At 71.7% G+C, this 18744-nt stretch carries 17 protein-coding genes and 2 pseudogenes; 7 read left to right on the top strand and 12 right to left on the bottom strand.

Annotation, left to right across the window (positions count from 1 at the left end):
* Nucleotides 1-14: 14 nt before the first annotated feature.
* Nucleotides 15-1237, bottom strand: a pseudogene (locus tag ACIGXX_RS02985) (4-hydroxybenzoate 3-monooxygenase).
* Nucleotides 1238-1361: 124 nt separating this feature from the next.
* Between ACIGXX_RS02985 and ACIGXX_RS02980 the strand changes: the two are divergent.
* Together ACIGXX_RS02980 and cpt are read left to right on the top strand one after the other, a co-directional pair.
* Nucleotides 1362-1904 (top strand): hypothetical protein, encoded by a 543-nt coding sequence (locus tag ACIGXX_RS02980; protein WP_351156572.1) that lies wholly within the window; start codon nt 1362-1364, stop codon nt 1902-1904.
* A 67-nt stretch (nt 1905-1971) separates the two neighbouring features.
* Nucleotides 1972-2514: a chloramphenicol phosphotransferase CPT gene (cpt, locus tag ACIGXX_RS02975; RefSeq protein WP_399972112.1), complete on the top strand. Its 543-nt coding sequence runs from the start codon at nt 1972-1974 to the stop codon at nt 2512-2514.
* Nucleotides 2515-2816: 302 nt separating this feature from the next.
* Here the strand turns inward: cpt and ACIGXX_RS02970 are convergent, their stop codons facing one another.
* The 3 genes from ACIGXX_RS02970 to ACIGXX_RS02960 form a co-directional block, all read right to left on the bottom strand.
* Nucleotides 2817-3173, bottom strand: a complete 357-nt coding sequence (locus tag ACIGXX_RS02970; protein ID WP_351156577.1) for a PRC-barrel domain-containing protein — start codon at nt 3171-3173, stop codon at nt 2817-2819.
* Between the two features lie 147 nt (nt 3174-3320).
* Nucleotides 3321-5399: a CocE/NonD family hydrolase gene (locus tag ACIGXX_RS02965; RefSeq protein ID WP_399972108.1), complete on the bottom strand. Its 2079-nt coding sequence runs from the start codon at nt 5397-5399 to the stop codon at nt 3321-3323.
* A gap of 50 nt (nt 5400-5449) precedes the next feature.
* Nucleotides 5450-6754 carry an ATP-grasp domain-containing protein gene (locus ACIGXX_RS02960; RefSeq protein WP_351156582.1) on the bottom strand — a complete coding sequence of 435 codons (1305 nt, stop codon included), beginning with the start codon at nt 6752-6754 and terminating at the stop codon, nt 5450-5452.
* Nucleotides 6755-7120: 366 nt separating this feature from the next.
* Here ACIGXX_RS02960 and ACIGXX_RS02955 point away from each other — a divergent pair, with 366 nt between their 5' ends.
* From ACIGXX_RS02955 to ACIGXX_RS02945, 3 genes are read left to right on the top strand one after another with little or no spacing between them, the layout of a single operon-like run.
* Nucleotides 7121-7849 carry a HemK2/MTQ2 family protein methyltransferase gene (locus ACIGXX_RS02955; RefSeq protein ID WP_399972105.1) on the top strand — a complete coding sequence of 243 codons (729 nt, stop codon included), beginning with the start codon at nt 7121-7123 and terminating at the stop codon, nt 7847-7849.
* A complete protein-coding gene (locus ACIGXX_RS02950) occupies nt 7833-8150 on the top strand; it encodes a CDGSH iron-sulfur domain-containing protein (protein WP_399972102.1) in 318 nt (105 codons plus the stop codon). Before ACIGXX_RS02955 ends, ACIGXX_RS02950 begins: the two co-directional genes overlap by 17 nt.
* Nucleotides 8140-9192, top strand: coding sequence for an iron-containing redox enzyme family protein (locus ACIGXX_RS02945; RefSeq protein WP_399972099.1), 1053 nt, complete (start codon nt 8140-8142; stop codon nt 9190-9192). The genes ACIGXX_RS02950 and ACIGXX_RS02945 overlap by 11 nt, the downstream gene beginning before the upstream one ends.
* A gap of 51 nt (nt 9193-9243) precedes the next feature.
* On the opposite strand, the gene ACIGXX_RS02940 is transcribed toward ACIGXX_RS02945, so the two are convergent.
* Nucleotides 9244-10275, bottom strand: a complete 1032-nt coding sequence (locus ACIGXX_RS02940; protein ID WP_361463882.1) for a MerR family transcriptional regulator — start codon at nt 10273-10275, stop codon at nt 9244-9246.
* A 154-nt stretch (nt 10276-10429) separates the two neighbouring features.
* On the opposite strand from ACIGXX_RS02940, the gene ACIGXX_RS02935 reads away from it, so the two are divergent.
* Nucleotides 10430-11020, top strand: coding sequence for a sigma-70 family RNA polymerase sigma factor (locus tag ACIGXX_RS02935; protein WP_366465066.1), 591 nt, complete (start codon nt 10430-10432; stop codon nt 11018-11020).
* A gap of 234 nt (nt 11021-11254) precedes the next feature.
* Here the strand turns inward: ACIGXX_RS02935 and ACIGXX_RS02930 are convergent, their stop codons facing one another.
* From ACIGXX_RS02930 to ACIGXX_RS02915, 4 genes are all read right to left on the bottom strand, one after another.
* A complete protein-coding gene (locus ACIGXX_RS02930) occupies nt 11255-11965 on the bottom strand; it encodes a C39 family peptidase (protein WP_351156598.1) in 711 nt (236 codons plus the stop codon).
* Nucleotides 11966-12034: 69 nt separating this feature from the next.
* A complete protein-coding gene (locus ACIGXX_RS02925) occupies nt 12035-12718 on the bottom strand; it encodes a peptidoglycan-binding protein (RefSeq protein WP_399972095.1) in 684 nt (227 codons plus the stop codon).
* A gap of 191 nt (nt 12719-12909) precedes the next feature.
* A complete protein-coding gene (locus ACIGXX_RS02920; RefSeq protein ID WP_399972092.1) occupies nt 12910-13890 on the bottom strand; it encodes an ArsR/SmtB family transcription factor in 981 nt (326 codons plus the stop codon).
* A 58-nt stretch (nt 13891-13948) separates the two neighbouring features.
* Nucleotides 13949-14530, bottom strand: a complete 582-nt coding sequence (locus tag ACIGXX_RS02915) for a hypothetical protein (RefSeq protein ID WP_399972090.1) — start codon at nt 14528-14530, stop codon at nt 13949-13951.
* Between the two features lie 144 nt (nt 14531-14674).
* Between ACIGXX_RS02915 and ACIGXX_RS02910 the strand changes: the two genes are divergently transcribed.
* The gene (locus tag ACIGXX_RS02910) at nt 14675-15253 is read left to right on the top strand and encodes a TIGR04222 domain-containing membrane protein (RefSeq protein WP_399972087.1); all 579 of its coding nucleotides are present in this window, start codon (nt 14675-14677) and stop codon (nt 15251-15253) included.
* Between the two features lie 95 nt (nt 15254-15348).
* Here ACIGXX_RS02910 and ACIGXX_RS02905 read toward each other — a convergent pair whose 3' ends face one another.
* From ACIGXX_RS02905 to ACIGXX_RS02895, 3 genes and pseudogenes are all read right to left on the bottom strand, one after another.
* Complete coding sequence (locus tag ACIGXX_RS02905) at nt 15349-16863, bottom strand: FG-GAP-like repeat-containing protein (RefSeq protein WP_351156607.1); 1515 nt, start codon at nt 16861-16863, stop codon at nt 15349-15351.
* 147 nt (nt 16864-17010) lie between these two features.
* A pseudogene (locus ACIGXX_RS02900) lies at nt 17011-17577 on the bottom strand (dioxygenase); the annotation flags it as partial.
* A gap of 180 nt (nt 17578-17757) precedes the next feature.
* Nucleotides 17758-18729 carry an AraC family transcriptional regulator gene (locus ACIGXX_RS02895; protein WP_399972084.1) on the bottom strand — a complete coding sequence of 324 codons (972 nt, stop codon included), beginning with the start codon at nt 18727-18729 and terminating at the stop codon, nt 17758-17760.
* Nucleotides 18730-18744: the final 15 nt, after the last annotated feature.

Raw genomic sequence — 18744 nt, 5'->3', positions numbered from 1 at the left:
CCCCGCGACGGGTGTCAGTGGTCGGCGCCCTTGCCGATGTAGATCTCGGCGAACGCGGCAGCGGCGGCCGGCGAGCGCAGAATCCTGCGCAGCCGGGCAGCCGCGACGCCCGCCTTGAACGGGTCACCCGATGACGTCCCGTGCAGCAGCTCCGAGAGCCACTGGGAGAACTCCTCGTACTGCCAGACCCGCGGCAGGCAGGCCTGCGAGTAGCCGCTCAGATCACTGTCGTCGCCGTCCGCGCAGGAGGCGACGAGTGCGTCGCCGAGGAACAGCGCGTCGTGCAGCGCCAGGTTCATGCCCTTCGCGGCGATCGGGGCGGCGAGGTGGGCGGCGTCGCCCGCGAGGTACAGCCGCCCGTAGGACATGGGCTCCACGACGTAGTTGTGCATGTCCAGGACGCGCTTCTCGATCAGTCGCCCCTCGGTGAGCGGCGGCGCCCCCGCCGCCGCGAGGCGGGCGTGCAGCTCGGACCAGACGCGCTCGTGCGGCCAGTTCTCGGGGTCGTCGCCGGGCGGGCACTCCAGGTAGTAGCGGGTGACCTCGGGGCTGCGGGCCATGTGGGCGGCGAAGCCGCGCGGATGGAGGCCGAAGACGACGCAGTCCGACGACGGCGGCGCCTCGGCGAGGAGGGCAAGCCAGCCGATGCCGTAGTCGTGCCGGGCGACGGTGGCCCGCTCCGGCCCCAGGTAGGTGCGCGTCACGCCGCGCGCGCCGTCGCAGCCCGGACGGCGTCGCAGTCGATGCGTACGCGCTCGCCCGTCCCCGGGTCCGTGTACGAGACCGAGGGGCGGTCCGTGTCGATGCCGTGCAGTTCCACCTCGCGTACGCCGAAACGGATGTCGCCGCCCGCGCGGTCGGCGTAGGCACGCACCAGGTCGGTCACCAACAGCGGCTGCGGGTAGACGAAGTGGCGGTGGCCGGACAGCTCGCCGTAAGAGAACCGGTCGGCCTCTCCCGCCCAGCGGAACTCGCATTCGCCGTGCGTCTGCGCGTGGGCCAGCAGCCGGTCGGCGAGGCCTCGCTCCTCCAGGGCGCGCACCGCCCACTCCTCGATGAAGCCGGCGCGGGGCCGCTGTTCGATGAACTCTCTGCTCTCCGTCTCCAGAACCACGCAGTCGACGGAGGCGGCCCGCAGGATGTTGGCGACGGTGAGTCCGGCCGGTCCGGCTCCTACGACGACGACGCGGGCGCGGCGTGGTGGCGCGGAGGGCTCGGGGGTCGAGGCGAGGTTCATCCGGAAATTATGACGCGGACACGACGAGAGTAGAGACCATCCCGACGGTGCCCGACGACCGCTTTTCCACCGAAGGGTCCGTCGTGGGCGGATACGCCGAGCCGGACGGCCTCCCCCGGATGTGGTGCGACAATCTGCCCAGGACCACGCCCTGTGCCCCGTCTCCGGCGCGTCGGTCCCGTTGCGGGAAGCGCCGGTCACGGACGTCCCCGGGGCATCGGCGCCCCGGCGGACCGGCGGTGGGGAGGAGTCGATGGTGGTGGAGTGGCGATACATCGCCAAGGGCGTGCGGGTCGTTCCCGAACCGGTGGCCACGCCCTTCATCTGGACGGGCGCGTACGCGGGCGCGTTCGCCCTGGTGACCGTGCTCGATCTGCTCGGCGCGCTCGACCGCACGGGGCTCGCGCTGGCGGCTCTCTCGGTGCTGGCCGCGCTGCTCGGACTGCGGGGCCGTTTCGTCGCGGCGCCGGGGACGGCCCTGCTGTGCTGGATGCTGCTGAACTTCTTCGCCGCCCACCCCATCGGAGAGATCTCCTGGGCCGGGCACCGGGACCCCGAGTGGATGGCCTGCTTGTTGGCCGCGGCTCTCGTCGGCACGGCCGCGGGCCGCGTCCTGCACGCGCGCGCCGCGTACCGCCGCGTCAGCCCGTACGACGGCACGGGCTGACCCCGCGGCCGACGTCGGTCGCCGAAATCCGTTTCCCGTGGCCCGGTGGTGCTCCTACTGTGGCGCGGTGACGACTCAAGTGATCGTTCTCAATGGTGGTTCCAGCTCGGGCAAGTCCGGCATCGCGCGGTGCCTTCAGGCGGTGCTGCCCGATCCGTGGCTGGCCTTCGGATGCGACACGCTGGTCGAGGCGATGCCCGCGTCCATGCGGACCGCGTCGGAGGGAATCGAGTTCGCCGCGGACGGCGCGGTGACCGTCGGCCCGGAGTTCCGGACGCTGGAGGCGGCGTGGATCGAGGGGATCGCGACGATGGCGCGGGCCGGTGCCCGCGTCATCGTCGACGAGGTCTTCCTCGGCGGCGCGGCGTCCCAGCAGCGGTGGCAGAAGTCCCTCGGCGATCTCGGGGTGTTGTGGGTCGGCGTCCGCTGCGACAGCAGGGTCGCCACGGGCCGGGAGACGGCACGGGGTGACCGCGTCTCCGGGATGGCCGCAGCCCAGGCGGACCTGGTCCACCGCGGCGTGCTCTACGACATGGAGGTGGACACCACGCACACCGAGTCCCTGGAGTGCGCGCGAGCCATCGCCGCCCGCGTCGTCCACGCCGCCTGAGGCCGTCGAAGTCGTTCTTTTCAGAACTCCCAGCCATTTCGCCACACCCAGCCATTTCGGCACACCCACGCATCGAAACACTCACGCATCGAATCACCCGCGCATCGAATGCGATCGAGGAGAACCATTTCCCCGAGCTTTCGCACGGCAGCCGGGGTTACGAGGCCGCGCGGTGACGCACGGCAATTCGTCTGGCCGCCACTGAGCCTCGCCGGAACGCCTGATGGCGTCCGGGGCACCAGGTGCCTCGGACGCCATCAGTGTGAGTGAAGAGGCGTGCGCACGCCTCCGCGACGGGTCGGTCAGTGACCCGGGCCCAGGCCGCCGTAGTAGCCGCCGAGCTGGTCGCGGTAGGCGGGGTCGCCCAAGTGCTTCTCCTTGTCGAACTCGGGCGCGTCCTTGATCTGGTCCTTCGTGCGCGAGACCAGGATCTTCCGCGCCTCGTGGTCGATGGCGGTGACGGTGCTCGCGGGCAGCAGCACCTCCTTGCCGAAGATCCACACGCCGGTGTCGACGACGATGTACTGGTTGGCGACATCGTTCGAGTGCTTGTCGACCTTGCCGATGTGGCCGTCCGCGGCCTCGACCTTGTAGCCCGTCAGGTCGTTGTCCGGGCCGTGCCCGGCGGTGGGAGCGTAGCTCCAGATTTCGTTGCTCATCGAGAACTCCTCAATTGGTTTTCCCTGAAAGGCAGGGATTCAAATAACGGGAGGGGATGATCAACCTCCAAAGCACCGGGTGCCCTGCCGGAAAGAGGCCAAACAGAAACTTCCGGCCGTCTCTCCCCGGCGGGCACCGTGGACGTGTCACAGCAAGTCGCGGGGCACGGATTCGTTCCAGGACCGCGAGAAGACCCGCCGGTCGCCCTCGTAGCCGTCCAGGGTGGCGTCCACCCGGAAGGTGTCCTCGTCGCAGCTGAGGACCGTGCGGGTCTCCACCCGTACGTCCCAGTCGTCGCGGCGGAAGGACATCGTCCAGGCCGACTCCCCGGTGGCGGAGGTGAAGTCCTCGGCCACGGACGTGTAGCGCTCGTAGGCCCGGCGGCCGACGTCCAGACGGATGTCCTCCATCCGCACCGTCCCCCGGTCCTTGACGATCTCCAGCTCCGCTGCGTAGTCGACCAGGTCGCGCTTGACCTGCCAGCGCTGCTCGGGGGCGGTCAGCTGGACCGGGCTGACGGGCCGCGTGCCCTCCGGGTCGCCGAAGGGCTGCTCGGGCAGCTCATCGGGCTCGGTCACCGGTCGGACCGGGAGCGTGAGGGTGCTCGAGGTCTCGTACACCGTCAGGAGCACCGGCTTGGGCGGCGGCCAGGCCAGCGGCCAGTACGAGGTGGACAGGGACAGGCGGATCCGGTGGCCGGGCGGGAAGGCCTGGGCGACGCCGTTGAGCGGGATGACCGCGCGGTAGCGGCGCCCGGGTTCCAGGGGGCGCGGATCGTCGTTGTGCGCCTCGTGGCGGGTGAGGTTGAGCAGGCCGTAGCTGACCCGGGTGGCGCTGCCGTCGGGGGCCACGTCGGAGAGGCGGGCCGCGACCATGGCGACGGGCTGGCTGACGCTCAGGTCCAGTTCGACGCAGGGCGAGCCGAGGATCTCGGTGCGCTCGGTCAGCAGGTCGGTCTCGAAGACGAGTGAGCCGCCGTCCTCCTCACGCTGGTCGTAGGGCAGGTCGGGGGGCGCGTTGTAGGAGGCCCACTTCCCGCCGAACTGGCCTACGGACAGCGGTGATTGGACGGATAGCCCCTCGGTGGGACCCGCGCCCTCGGCGGGACTCGCACCCCGCGCGGCCTCGGCCCGCGCCTCGGACTCAGGGATCGGTTCGGAGAGGCTGTGGCGCGTGAGGCGCCGCACGACGGGGGTGATGTGCGGGGAGGGCCAGGACGGCTCCCCCACCCAGCGGCCCGGACGCTCCTCGTACGACGTGGAGGGCGGCACGCTGTCCTGCATCCACGCCTGAAGCATCGGGCCGTCCATGACGCCGTTGTCGACGCCCTTCAGCCAGTGGTCCCACCAGCGCACCACTTCCTGGAGGTAGCCGATGGCGGGGCCCGGTTCGCCGAGGTGCGGGAACTTGTGGGACCAGGGGCCGATCAGCCCCTTGCGCGGCACGTCCAGGTTGCCCAGGAGCCGTGTCACGGCGTTCGAGTAGCCGTCCGCCCAGCCGCTGGACGCGAGGACGGGACAGCGTACGGCCTGGTAGTCCTCGCAGACCGAGGCGTGGCGCCAGTAGTCGTCGCGGCGCTGGTGCCGCAGCCATTCGAGCACCCAGGGGCGGGTGCCCTCCATGCGCTCGTGCCACATGTCGCGCCACCGGTCCCCCACCATGGCCGGGTCCGGGGGCATGGTGCCGTAGGCGAACATGGTGCCCGCCTCGGCGAGGTTGTCCGAGAGGAGGGCGCCGCCCATGTAGTGCATGTCGTCGGCGTACCGGTCGTCGGTGAAGGACGCGATGGCGATGGCGCGCAGGCTCTCGGGCTGCCGCGCGGCGACCTGGAGCGCGGCGAAGGCGCCCCAGGAGATCCCCATCATGCCGGTGGTGCCGTCGCACCAGGGCTGGTCGGCGAGCCAGGCGAGGACGTCCTCGGCGTCGGTCTGCTCCTGCTCCAGGTACTCGTCCTTGAGCACCCCTTCGGAGTCGCCGGTGCCGCGCAGGTCGACGCGGACGCAGGCGTAGCCGTGCCCGGCGATGTAGGGGTGGTGGATGGAGTCGCGCTCGGCGGTCAGGTCGCGCTGGCGGTAGGGGATGTACTCCAGGATCGCGGGGACGGGGTCCTGGTCGGAGGACGTCGGCCGCCAGATGCGGGCCGCGAGGCGGGTTCCGTCCGCCGCGGGGATGGTGACGTTCTCCTCTTCCTTGGTCTCGTACGGAAGGTCGTTCACATAGCGCAAACCGGGGACGCTCCTTCGTGTTGCGGCGGTGCTCGTGCGTCGAGCGCGCGTCAGGCGTTCTTCGTCTCGCGGCTGCCGGGTTCGGCCTCGTCGAAGGTGAGGCCGAGGGCCGCCACGCACTGGTCGTACTTGGCCCGCATGTCCTCCTCGTCCTCGCCGCCCGTGAAGATGTGCGCCAGCTCGTAGCTGTAGCTGTCCTGTTGGGAGGCGTCCGAGAGGCGCTGGCCCTCCTCGACGACCACGTCGATGCGCACGCCGGGGATGCGGCGTTCGATGCTCTCGATGTCCTTGCGGGAGGGCACATTGTGCACCGTGGCATCGGCGAACCAGCGGTGGTACCACTTGGCGGCCGTGCGGTATTCACCCTGGCGGTGCGGCAGCGCGGGGTCCTTGCCGAGCGCGAGGCTCAGCATGCAGTGGTGGTTGGGCACGCCGTCGACGTACTGGAACATCTCCGCGTGCGACTGGGAGTGGCGCGGGTTGATCTCAAGGAGGTTGAGCACGTCGGACCGCGGGTCGTAGAAGTACTCGATGCTGAAGGTCGCCGCGTCCATGCCGATCTGCCGCATGACCCGCTCCGACACGTCCCGCAGCCGTTCGAGGACGGGCTCGGGGAGCCGGGAGGGGTACTGGTGGCGCAGGAAGCACGACGAGTCGGGGTACTGGATCGAGTCGAGGATGCCGTAGACGGTGACCTGTCCCTCGTGGACATAGCCCTCGACCGCGACCTGGATGCCGTTCAGCGCGCCCTCGGCCAGGCACACCTGGCCGCCCACGTCGGCCATCTCCGGGGGCAGCTCGACGCGGGCGAGTATGTCCTCGAACGGCCGCCCGATGCGCCCCATGCCTTCCCGGATGCGGTCGGCGGCCTCGGTGAACTCGGTCTGGTCACCGACCCCGTAGGCCAGTTCCGAGGAGTAGGACAGGGCCGGCTTGAGCCACATCGGGAAGTCCATGCCCTCGGGGGGCTTGGGGTCGGCGCTCTCCATGTCGACCCGGCCGAAGGGCGGATGCGCGTCGGTGACCCGCTGCTGCTCCAGACGGCTCCAGTACTTGTGCTCGCACTTGACCACGGACTCAAGACTGGTGCTGCGCGTGCCGTAGCGCTCGCTGAGGATCGGCACGAGCGTGCTGACGGGGAAGTCCCAGTAGCCGACGATCGCGTCGATGTGGCCGTCGAACGCGTCGAGGATCCGCTCGGCCTCGGCGAGCAGTCCGGGGACCGACACCTCGCCGTTCTGGAGCTCGTCGATGGTGAGCAGCGGGTGGAAGACGTAGTCCTGCGCGTCGGGCACGGCGCGCAGCGTGGGCAGGTTGGCCTCGTCGAGACCGAGTACGAAGATGTTGTGCGGCATGGCGCCCTTTCGATCGCGGGGTGCCGGCAGCAGGTGCGCTGAGTGGCAGGGATGGCCGCGTACCCACGCCGCGGTGGCGCAATCACCACCCTCCTTCCACGCAGGCCCCGGCTCCCCCGTCCAGTGATCCACGGGGAGTGGGGCACGTGTGCGGCACGGTTCGCCGGGCACCAGGGACGACGACAGTCGCGGGAGCGAGCCCCGAGCATCCAAGGAATCCATGAGGCCAGAGGTGCACCCAGCCGGTCCGGCACATCACTGTGCGTCATCACCCGAGTGGTGGGCGGCCCCGGAACAGCGGAGTGTGGTGAGAGGGCCAAGGAGTGGGCTTCGCCCCGTGGGGCCCACAGAGAGCGGAGGTGCGTGATGGTCGCCGACACGGCCGCACCGACGCCCCCGGTACGCCTGCTGACCCTTCCCGGCGTGTACGCGCCGCAGGACGACACGGGCCTCCTCGCCCGCGCACTGTGCCGCGAGGCCATCGGTCCGGGCACGGAATTGCTGGACCTCGGCACCGGCAGCGGTGCGCTGGCCGTCCATGCGGCGCGGCTGGGTGCCCAGGTGACGGCCGTGGACATCGCCTGGCGTGCCGTCCTGACCGCACGGCTCAACGCGCGGGTGACGCGCCAGCGCATCACCGTCCTGCGGGGCGACCTCACGGCCGCCGTACCCGGCCGGTCCTTCGACTTCGTGGCGAGCAACCCTCCGTACGTGCCCTCTCCCTCCGTCCTGCTGCCACGGCGCGGCGCGGCGCGTTCCTGGGACGCGGGGCGGGACGGTCGCGCGGTGGTCGACCGCATCTGCGACGCGGCGCCGGCTGCGCTGCGCCCCGGAGGCGTGCTGCTCATGGTCCATTCCGCGATGTGCGACACGGACGCCACGTTGCGCCGTCTGTCGAAGGTCGGTCTGGAGGCCTCGGTCGTCGACCGCGCCCTCATACCGTTCGGTCCCGTCCTTCGCTCGCGCCGGGCCTTCCTGCGCAGACAGGGACTGCTGGACGATAGGAGCGGCGAGAACAACGGCGAAAGCGTCGAGAACGGCGAGAACGGCGAGAACATGGAGGAGCTGGTGGTCGTCCGTGCCGAACGCACCTGACCCCGCGCCGACCGCACGGGACCAGCGCCCCCGCCGCGTCACCATCGACCCCGAAGGTCCCTTGCTCGTCGAGGGGCCTGTCGAAGTGGTGGGCGACGACGGCAAGGTCGTCGCTTCCCGGCGCTTCACCGCCGCGATCTGTACCTGCCGCCGCAGCCGGACCTACCCGTGGTGCGACACCAGCCACCGCCGCCGCGTCAGGGGAGACGACGAGACCACGTCCGAGGAAGAACCAGAGGGCGACACCGACACCGAGGCCGCCGAGAACACCGAGGGGGAGGACGTACCCGATGTCCGCTGAGAGCCAGAGTCCCTCCCTCGTCGGCGGTGCGCGCGAGTCGCGCCGCGCGAGCCCCGCCCTGCCCGAGCCCCGCGGGGTGCTGTCCCGTCTGGTGATCAGCACCCTGCGCGCCGGGGGCAGCCCCGGGCCGCTGCCCATCGACACCCACGACGCCGACCCCTACGGGGACGACCTCCAGCTCGCTCTCTACACGCTCTACGAACTGCACTACCAGGGCTTCGACGGCGTCCGCGAGGACCTCGAATGGGACCCGGAGCTCCTTGGCCTGCGCCGCGCGCTCGAAGGGCGCTTCCTGGGTGCCCTGCGCGCCAACTGCCGTTCCACGGACAGCGCCGAACGCGCCCTGGCCGACCTGCTTGTGGAGCCCATCGGGCACAGCGACACCAGCGTCAGCCACCACCTCCAGCGCGACGGGGAACTGTGGCAGTTGCGGGAGTACGCGGCGGCGCGCTCGCTGTACCACCTCAAGGAGGCCGACCCGCACGCCTGGGTCATCCCGCGGCTGCACGGCCGGGCCAAGGCGGCGATGGTGGCCGTCGAGTTCGACGAGTTCGGGGCCGGGCGTGCCGAGGACATCCATGCCCGTCTCTTCGCCGACCTCATGGAGGATCTCGCGCTGGAGACGGCGTACGGGTACTACCTCGACGCCGCTCCTGCCGAGGTGCTCGCGACGGTCAACCTGATGTCCCTGCTCGGCCTGCACCGGGCGCTGCGCGGCGCGCTTGTGGGGCACTTCGCCGCCGTCGAGGTGACCTCGTCGCCGGGCTCGCGGCGGCTGGCCAAGGCCATGCGCAGGAGCGGCGCGGGGAAGGCGGCCGAGCGGTTCTACGACGAGCATGTGGAGGCCGACGCCGTGCATGAGCAGGTGGTGCGCCGCGACGTGATCGGCGGTCTCCTGGAGAGCGAACCCGGCCTCGAGTCCGACGTGGTCTTCGGCATCGAGTCCACGGGCTTCCTGGAGGACCGCCTGGGCGCACGGTTCCTGGCCGCCTGGCGCGACGAACGCAGCGCCCTGCGCGAGCCGTTGACACCGACGCACTGACGGCGGCCGGACTGACGACGGCGGGCTGACGACGGCGGGCCGAGGCGAGCATCACCTCGCGTGTGCGGACACGGCCTCCCCGCGCACCTTGCCGATCTGGGCCAGCGCCTCCCGCAGGCTGGTGGGCCGCAGCGCGCCGCGCACCGCGGGACCGGCCCAGCCGGGCCCGCCCAGCATGACCACGGGACGGCCGCGGGCCCCGCGTACGCCCCAGCGGGTGTCGGCGATGTGCCGGGCCAGCGGGACGCTCGCGGTGGAGCGGGCCTGTGCCCACAGGACGACGACGGCCGGGCCCGTCCTGCGCACGGCCGCCGAGACCGCCTCGACCGGCACGGCGGCGCCGAACATGCGCTGGGGGACGCCGAGTTCGCCCAGCGCCGCGCTGAGCGCCTCCAGCGGCAGGGAGTGCTGCTCACCCGGTACGCAGGCCAGGACGAGGGGGGTGCTCGCGGCGGGCGCGCTCGGTGGGGTCGCAGGGATCGGGGCGGTGGCGCAGCGGTGCAGGGTGCGGGAGACGTGCCAGGACAGCAGGTGCTCGACCTCCACGTAACGGTCGCCGGCCTCTTCCCACTTGCGGCCCACCGCGTGCAGGGTCGGCACCATCACCTCCTGCCAGGCGGTGACCAGGCTGTGGTTCTCCACCGCGTCGGTCAGCAGATCCTCCATGGTGGGGGCATCGAGCCGTACGGCGGCGCGCGAAAGTCCCCGTCGTTGGCGCACGAACGCGTCGGGTGACCCCGCCGGCGCCGGGCGCCGAGTCCGCCTGGGCCGCGGCACGGCGGCCGGCCCTGCGGCGGTCTCGGCGGCGGCTTCGGGGTCGAGCAGCTTGAGCGCCTCCTGGGCGGCCTCGGCCGGCGGCACCCCCGCCGAGGTGAGGCGGCCCATCTCCTCCACCATGGCGATGTCCCGCGTGGACCAGCGCCGGTGGTGACCGGGGTCGCGCCGGGCGGGGCCCAGACCGTACCTGCGGTCCCAGGTGCGCAACGTCGTCGGTGACACCCCCAGCCGTCGCGCCAGAGCACCGGTGGTGACTCCCGTGCTCGCCGACTCGCCGTCCTGACCGTGGTGTTGCCCCTCGCTCATCCGGCCACGATACGACGCACAACCGATGCGAGTTGCAGAGCGTGAGCGGCTGTTTCCAGGATGACCGGATCGCGGCTACGGCGAAGGCGCGACTGCCCGTTTCCGATCGGTCGTACGGCGAGTGTGATCGCCACGAGGAGCTGACGAAGCGTCGATGAGCACACCGGTGCAACAGCCGATGCGAGTCCCCGCCGGTGAGCGGGCCCCGGATCTGGCCAGGGGCCTGGCCGGCGGGGACGAGGCGAGCCTCGCGGTGGTGTACCGCCGGTGGGGGCCGCTGGTGCACGCCCTGGCCCAGCGCGCGCTCGGCGACAGCCGGGAGGCGGAGGACATCACGCAGCAGGTGTTCCTGGCCGCGTGGCGCGGCGGGGCGGGGTACCGTCCCGAACTCGGCAGCCTGGCGGCCTGGTTGACCGGCATCACGCGGCACAGGATCGCGGACGCGCTGGCGGCGCGCAGCCGCCGGGCGGCTCTCGTCGAGGGTGCCGGGGTGCAGTACGCCGCCATGGATCACCGCGCCCAGGAGGGCATGGACTCGACGGTCGACCGGACCCTGATGAAACAGGAGCTGGCGAGGCTCCCGGGCCCGCAGCGGACGGTGCTGCGCCTGGCGTTCTACGAGGACCTCACGCATCCGCAGATCGCCGAGTGCACGGGGTGGCCGCTGGGCACGGTCAAGAGCCATGCGCGGCGCGGCATGCGCAGTCTGCGCCTCCGCCTTGAGGGCGCGCAGGACGACGAATGAAGAATTCCTCGCGCGGGTGCATCCGCGCGGCCCGTGCGGACGGAAGCAAGGGGTAGCTCAGCTCGTCATATCCGCTGTGAGCTTGAGGTCGGCAGGATCGCCCGGACCCTGCTTCCTGTTCGGCCTCAGCGGAGTCGGTGCCGCTGAGGCTTGTCGTCGTCGTTGCCCCCGAAACGGCGACCGAGCGGGCCGTGGGCGGCGCACGTGTCGTGCGGCGCCGCCCACGGCCGCGTCTCAGGCTGCGTAGCCCTTCGGCGGGATGAGGGTGGCGAGCTGGGCGAAAGAGAGCCAGTAGATCTGGTTGCCGCCGAAAGAGGCGGGGTCGGCGATGAGAACCGTGCGGTTCGCGTCGTCGTAGCCGATGACCGTGAAGTAGTGGTAGATCGTCTGGTCCGACGGATAGCCGGGCGGCTGGTTGCCGGGCGGGGCCACGATGTTGGTCACCAGCGGGTAGTTGTTGTCGATGTCCAGGACGATGTCGTTCCACAACAGGTCCTTCTGGGCCTGGGTGGGCGGATCGTTCGGCATCTCCTTGGTCTCGTACCAACCGGTGCCGAGGTTGGCGTTGAGCACGCCGGTCACCTGGCCGATGTGGTCGGTGCCCGCCTCGGTGGTGCCGAGCTGCGCGGCCAGGGCGCCCTGGCTCGGCGGGGCGATCCGTGCGGACAGGGCGATGCGGGTGGCGGCGGGTCCGCACCAGTAGCCGGTCTCCTGGACCTGGTAGTCGACCGGGAGCGTGTGGGCGCTCGCCGTCCTCGCACCGCCGACGCGCAGGCGGGTGCCGGGCTCGTTCTGACCGCTGACGACCGCGGTCCCGGCCTTGGAGCCGTGGCCGAGCACGGAGACGCTGTGCGGGTGCGCTGGTTCGGCCTGGGCGGCGGCCGGGGTGACGAGGGCGCCGACCGCGGCTGCGGCGATCGCTGTGGAGACAAGTCTCTTGCGCATACGGGCTCCTGGTGTGGGGGGCGTGAAGAGTGCGGGGGCGTGCGGGATGCGAGACCCGGCGCCCGGGGGTCAGGGGATCGGCGGGACCGAGGGGCCTTCCTGGGCGAGCAGGTCGCGGGCGAACTGCTCCCACTGGGCGTAACGGTCGGGGTAGGCCGAGACCTGGACGGCCTGGCAGACGTCGCCCGGGGGCATCGTCTGCCAGCCGTCGATCTGGATCAGCCCCGGGTTGCTGCCGTAGGGCGCCACTCCGTAGAAGGACTTGGACGAGGTGGCGACGTCGGTGATCTGCTCGGGGGTGCCCCAGCCGGTGCTGGGGCGCTGCTGGAAGATCCCCAGGGAGTCGTGGTCGACGGGCGTCAGGTAGTTGACGAACTTCGACTCCTGCATGGCGGTCATCAGCGCGATGACCAGGCCCTGTTCGGGGATCTGCGCGCCCTTGCCGACACCGATGACGGTGCGAGCGTTGGCGAGTTCCTCGGGGCCGAGGTCGGCCGCGGTCCGGAACGTCCGGTGCAGTTCGGCATCGGAGGCCCGCTGAAGGGCCCTGGCCGTCGCGCCGTCGACCGAGCCGGTCCGGGGCAGCCCGTGGCGTTCCTGGAACCACTTCAGGCCGTGCCCGGAGGCCTCCGCGGAGGCCCTGGGGGGTTCGGAGGCCCCTGCGGCGCCGGGCACGGCGCAGAGGGTGCCGAGCACGGCGAGCGAGGCGGCCACGGCCGCGCGGCGGGTGAGGATACGAGTAGTAGTGCGCAACGCCACTCCTTCATCGGATCGTCGATGCGTCCCTCGTGCCGTGCGCACGGGTCCACAGGTGGACGCGCGTTGACCTAGGAAGCGCAGGGCGGGATGTCGGGACGCAACGCGGTGGGGGGATGCGTGGGCAACAACAGCGCGGCCAGCTTCCTGGCATGGCCATGCCAGGCGCAATCGATGAAAGCCCAGACTTACGACCCGCAACTGCGCAGCAGCGCTCGCCCTTCCGCGGTCGCGACATGCAGCGAGCGTCCCGCTCTGCGGACCGTGGTCACAAGACCTGCCGCGCGCAGGACTTTGACGTGCTGGCTTATGGCCGGGTGGGTGACCGCGAGCTGACGGGCGAGCTCGACCGTGGACGCCCCGGTGCGGGCCGCCTTGAGGACGGCGGCGCGCGTCTGCCCGATGAGCGGCCCCAGCGCGCCGTCGTCCGGGCGGTCGGGAGGCGTGGGATGGGTCCAGTCCATCGCGTGGTCGATGGGATACACCAGGACGGGGGGCAGTTCACCGTCGGCGAGCGTGACGGGCGTGGGCCAGCAGAAGAAGGAGGGCTGCAGGGTGAGCCCCCGGCCGTCGAGCCGCAGGTCCTGGTCCACGGGATAGTCGACCTCCAACACCGGTGGGCGCCAGCGGAGTTGATGCCCCAGACCCGCCAGCAGCCCGTCGGTCCCGCCGTCCAGGAGGCTGTGCAGCCGGATGATGCGGTCGGCGTCGATCTGGGCGTGGATGCGCGACCAGAACGGCGCGAGCGCCTCCAGGTGGTACGTGTGGAGAGCTTGCCCCAACTGCCGCAGCGCGGCGGCGTCACCGCGCGCGAGGGACTCCGTCCAGCCCGGAAGGCGACGCGACGCGGCCACCCGCGTCAGATCGGTGCGCAACCGCGGGCGGGGCGTGCGCACGAGCGTGTCGACCGCCGCGCGGAGCGTCTCGTCTTCCCCGTGGGTGGGGGTGAGGAAGTCGGGAGAGCAGCCGTGCGGCGGCAGGAGGGGCGAGAGGAGGCGGCAGCTGTCCGACAGTCGCGGTCTCGCCCACCGCCTCCATTCACCGAACACCCGCGCCCCGTCGCGCCGTTGCAGCGTCTGTACGCTGTTGCTGATCTCCCACAGGAAGTCCGGCCCCGATGCGACCCGCACCCGCGCCAGGTCCTCGGCCGTGAAGTGCACCCGCAACATGGCCTGTCTCTCCCCCTGTCCCCCGTAACCGGCCTTCTTCTGCCCGCCGCGTCACTGATCAGTCGTAGTCGCCGGACGGCAGCGGCCAGCTCCGCACTCCCGTGGTGAAGGAAGCGGCGGGGCACACCCTGCTCCACGCCTCCTGGGAGCGGGCACGCCTCTGTGTGTCCATCCCCGCGAATCGGCACCGGTAGCGGCGGCCTTGACGACTGTGCGGGTCGTGACGGATGTACAGGTGCAGTACCACCGACCCGTCGCCGGGAGTGTCGGGCTCCTGGAACGGCGTGGTCACCATGTGCACACGGCTGACCGAGGCCGCCGGGAGTTCCACGGTCCCTCCGCCGGCGCGGCGCAGCCGCAAGGCCGACCGGTCGCCGGGCACCACGCGCACCTCGACGACGGAGCGGCTCTCGCGCAGCCAGTGGACGATCATGGGCAGCCCGATGAGCAGAAGGAAGCCCGCGATCACGGCGGCGGCGACGGGCTCGTCGGCGGCGAGCAGCAGCCCGCCGAAGCCGAGCCCCGCCATTGTCGTGGCGACGGCGCCCAGCAGCCGGCGCAGATGCGTTTCCCCGTCCGCGGCGCTCCAGAGGGCCTCGCCGTCCGTGCCGGCAGCATCGACGTCCTCGTATTCCCGCATGCCCTCATGATGACCGCGGGGCCTGGCGGCACCAATGGGGCGGGGACCCTCAAGTTTAGCTCTGAAGAGGCGAGTTGGAGGGATGTGCACTCCTGCCGTCGGGCACCACAGCCGAAGGACGGGGTGTCCGAAGGGGGTGGGGGCATGCGGATGTACTTCAGGCGGGCCACGACGGCGGTGGCCGGGCGACGGGCCCTTGGGGTGCACGACGTCGCCTATCTGGCGGGTGGGGCGCGACGGGTGGTGGAGTGCGCCATGATCGCGCTGGCCGAGGGCGGGCTGCTCAGGCTCAGGGCTTCGCGGGTGCAGGCCGTGGACGGGGAGCTGCCCGAGCACCCGGTCGAGCGCGCCCTGGTCACGGCGTGCCTGCGCAGCCGCGGCGCGGCGGCCGTGTGCGCGGAGTTGCGGGAGTCTCCCGAGGTGGAGGAGATCGGTGAACGGCTCGCGGAGTGGGGCCTGGTGACCAGGGCCCGGCACCTGCCGACCCGGGTCGGCAGGCAGCGGCTCCAGACGGCCGAGGAGGACGGGAGCCTGCCGGACTACGTGTTCGGCGGACCCGAGGTCCTCCCGAAGGGGACGGTCCAACGCAGCGTCACGGAGGCGCAGTTGGTCCCGTCCACCCTGGGCCGGACCCTGATCCGGATGGGCAAAGCCCTGGAGCACGACTCCGACCACTTTGACTCCGGCTTCGGCTGTGGGGGCGGAGGCGGCGGGAGCGACTGAGCGGAAACGACTGAGGAGGAACGCGCGAGCCCGCGCCCGTAGGGGCGACGATCCATCGTCCCCGGGCGCGGGCTCGCGCGTGACCCGCTCGGCTCCTAGCGCAGGGTGGTGCCGAAGATCGCCGCGACGTCCGGGGCCCCGACGTCCTTGGGGCCGAAGGCGACGGAGTCCGTGGCGGTCAGGCCGGTGGAGGTGCCGCGCAGCGACCAGAGGGCGCCCGCCTGGGCGTTCTCCCGGGCGGAGGACACCGCCAGGTCGCGGTGTCCGTCGCCGGTGACGTCGAGCAGCGCCGCGGCCTGCCCGAACTGGTCGTCCGCCTCGGCGACTCCGGGAACGCCTGCCGTGTCCTGGTGGAAGGCCTGGGCTCCGGAGCCCGTCACGCCGTTCGCGCTTCCGTGCACGAGGACGACGGCGCCCGCGTCGCCGACGGCCTTGACGTCCTCGCCGACGACACCGAGGGCGATGTCCGCGTAGCCGTCACCCGTCACGTCGGCGACGGAGAGAGAACTGCCGAAGCGGTCGCCCTCTTCCTCGGCGCCGGGAATGCCGGGCAGGTCCTGGTCGAACTTCTGGACGCCCGCCTTCAGGCCGTCCGCCGAGCCGTAGGCGACCATGACCTTGGACTCGTAGTCTCCGTCGCCGACGACCAGGTCGTCGTAGTGGTCGCCGTTGACGTCGCCGACGCCGAGTGCTCCCCTGGATCCCGGCGCGTCACCGCGCTTGAAGCCGGTGGGGCTGCCGTACAGGATGCTGTTGCCCCACTCGCCGTCGCCCGCGTAGTCGTTGACGGCGATGTCGGTGCGGCCGTCGCCGTTGATGTCGCCGACGGCCTCCGGGATCACCGGGCCCTGGACGGAGAGCGGTCCGTCGACGCACGTCTCGGGCTTCTCCCGGCAGACGGGGTTGGGGCGCTCGTCGCTGTCGTAGCTCCACCACTGCGACTTGTCCATGAAGTCGAGGGTCGCGGCCGGGGCGCCGGTGCGCGCGATGGGGCCCTTCCACAGGCGGGCCTTCTGCTCGACCGGGTCGTCGCCGTGCGAGCCCACCAGGTCGAACAGGGCCAGGTCGGTGGTGCCGTCGCCGTCGAAGTCCCCGGCCCGCGGGGAGAATCCGAAGGTGCTGATGCCGGTGCCGCCGGTCAAGCCGCTCGGAGAGCCCCACAGGATCACCGAGCCGACGCCGGCGGGCCGCGTGCCGATCACCACGTCCGTGTACCCGTCCGCGTCCAGGTCGGCCTTGGTGAAGTGCCTGCCGAACTCCTGCTTGGCGGTGGCCGCGCCGGGCACCCCGCTCGTGGAGCGGCTGATGATCTTCTTGTTGGCGGGGTCGAGACCGTCCTTGGAGCCGTAGGTCACCACGACGTACCCGGCCTTGGCCTGGCCGGAGACGGTGCCGCCCGGGGCGCCGACCACGAGGTCGGCGTAGCCGTCGCCGTTGAAGTCGTCGGTCGCCTTCTCCGCGGCGGCGCTCGCGCGGCCCGCGTCGGCGGCCGGGGTGGCCGCCTGGGCGCTGCCCGCCCCGATGGCCAGGGCCGAGAGGCCGCTGCCCACGAGCAGCGAGGCGGCCATCAGGGGCAGGGTGCGACGGGCTGAGCGACTGGCTCGCGACATACGGGTTCCCTTTGGTTCAGAGTTCGGCCGGTCGGCCGCCCGGCGGAGTTCACCGCCGGTTCATGACGGCCGATCACTTGACCCTCCACGGCCACCAAAGGTTGTATGCCGCCCCACGCCGCTCAGCCGCCCCACCCGCCGGGACTACTGCGGCACGTTCAGGACGAAGTCGAAGTCCGCCTCCTTCGTGTTGCCGACGGTGCGTACGTTCATGAGCAGCCGGGCGTCGAAGATCGGGTCCGTGTTGTTGCGCGGCTCACCGGGGAAGTACAGCTGGGTCGTGAGCACCGGGCGCCCCGGGGCCTGCACCTTGACGTGCAGGTGCCGGGTGCGGCCCGGATAGAGGCCGGGCACGATGGTGGTGAGCCTGAACGCGCCGTTGGCGTCGGTGAACTGGTGCCCGCGGAAGCGGAATCCCGTGTTGTCGTACGTCCCGTAGGTGTCGGCCTGCCAGAAGTCCATCAGGACCCGGGGAATCGGCCGACAGGCCCGCCCGAAGACGTAGCCGGTGACGGTGAGCCGTACGCCCGGTGTGCCGGGCTGGAGGAGCGAGGTGCGCCGGGGGGAGTTGGGTTTGAAGTAGGGCCCCTCCATCTGCGGGGGCGTCGGGTCGTCGCCGTCGTCACAGGCCGGGGTCGCCTCCGGGGCCACGCCCCGGTCGCCCGCGGTCCTGGCCAGGGCGGGGACGCCCATGAGGGCCACGGGCAGGGACATGCCCACCGCGGCGGCCGCTCTCAGGACGGTCTTGCGGCTGGGGCCGCCGCCGCCCTCACCGTCGGCACGTGAGCCGTCGGCACGTGAGCCGTCGTCAGGTATGCCGTCTCCGGTCGTGCCGATCTCGCGCTCCATCGCTCCTCCTGGGGGGGTGGGGTGGGTTCCGGATCGGCTCCGAAGCTATGCGGAGGGCCCGGCGCGGGCGATGGACTCAAGGCGGTGGTCGTGGTGAATATCGCCACCGCCGCGCCGGAAGTCCCCGGGACTTGCGCCGGTCTCGCGGCGGAAGAAGCGGCAGAAATAGGCCGGGTCGCCGAAGCCGACCCGGGCCGCTATCTGACGGACCGACAACTCCGTACGCAGCAGCAGGCGCTTGGCCTCGTGCACCCGGGCCTGCCGGATCAGTTCGCCGGGCGTGCGGCCCGTGGACACCTTCACCGCCTCGCTGAGGTAGCTCACGGAGACGCCCAGGTGCTGCGCGCACCCGCGCACGGACCGCAGAGCCCCCTCTGGAGTGCCGAGCAGCAGCACGAACTCCGCGGCGACCGAGCCGGGCCGCGAGCGCGGGGCGGGCGCGTCCGGTACCGGGTGGTGTGCGGGCAGCCGCGCCGCCCGCACCACCAGGACGTGCAGCAGGGCCCGCAGCACGCTCTGGAATCCGTCGGCGCCCGTTCGGTACTCGGCGTCCAGCTCGGCGACCAGGCGCGCGGTCCGGTCGGCCGCGTCGGCGGGGAGTTCGAGACAGGAGCGCCGGCCGAGCCCCCGCAGCGCGTGGCGGTCCGCGGGGTGGTCCAGGAGGAAGTCGTCGGTGAAGAGGATGACGTGCCCGTCCAGGCCGTCGGCGTTCTCCCAGTGGTGGACCTGGCCGGGCGCGATGAAGCACAGGGCGGGCGGCCGCAGCGCGAAGCGGGTCAGATCGACGACATGGCTGCCGGTGCCGCCGGTGACGTGGACGATCTCGTGGAAGGTGTGCCGGTGCGGGAACGCCGCGCGGGACATCGGCCCGATGGTGTCGAAGGTGCCGATGGCGAACGGCAGCGCGTTGGGCATCGGCACTTCAAGACGATGCGTCGGCATGTCCTCCTCACCGGGTGGCCCGCTGCCCGGTAACCCGCTGTTCCCCTCGCCGGGCAAGACCGTTGTGCCGCGCATGCGTACGCTCCCCAC

Origin of the sequence: Streptomyces sp. NPDC055243 (assembly GCF_044544025.1) — a bacterium.
In the GTDB taxonomy this organism is placed as follows: domain Bacteria; phylum Actinomycetota; class Actinomycetes; order Streptomycetales; family Streptomycetaceae; genus Streptomyces.
Note: the sequence above shows the minus strand (reverse complement) of the source record. Positions and strands in the feature narration are given on the sequence as shown.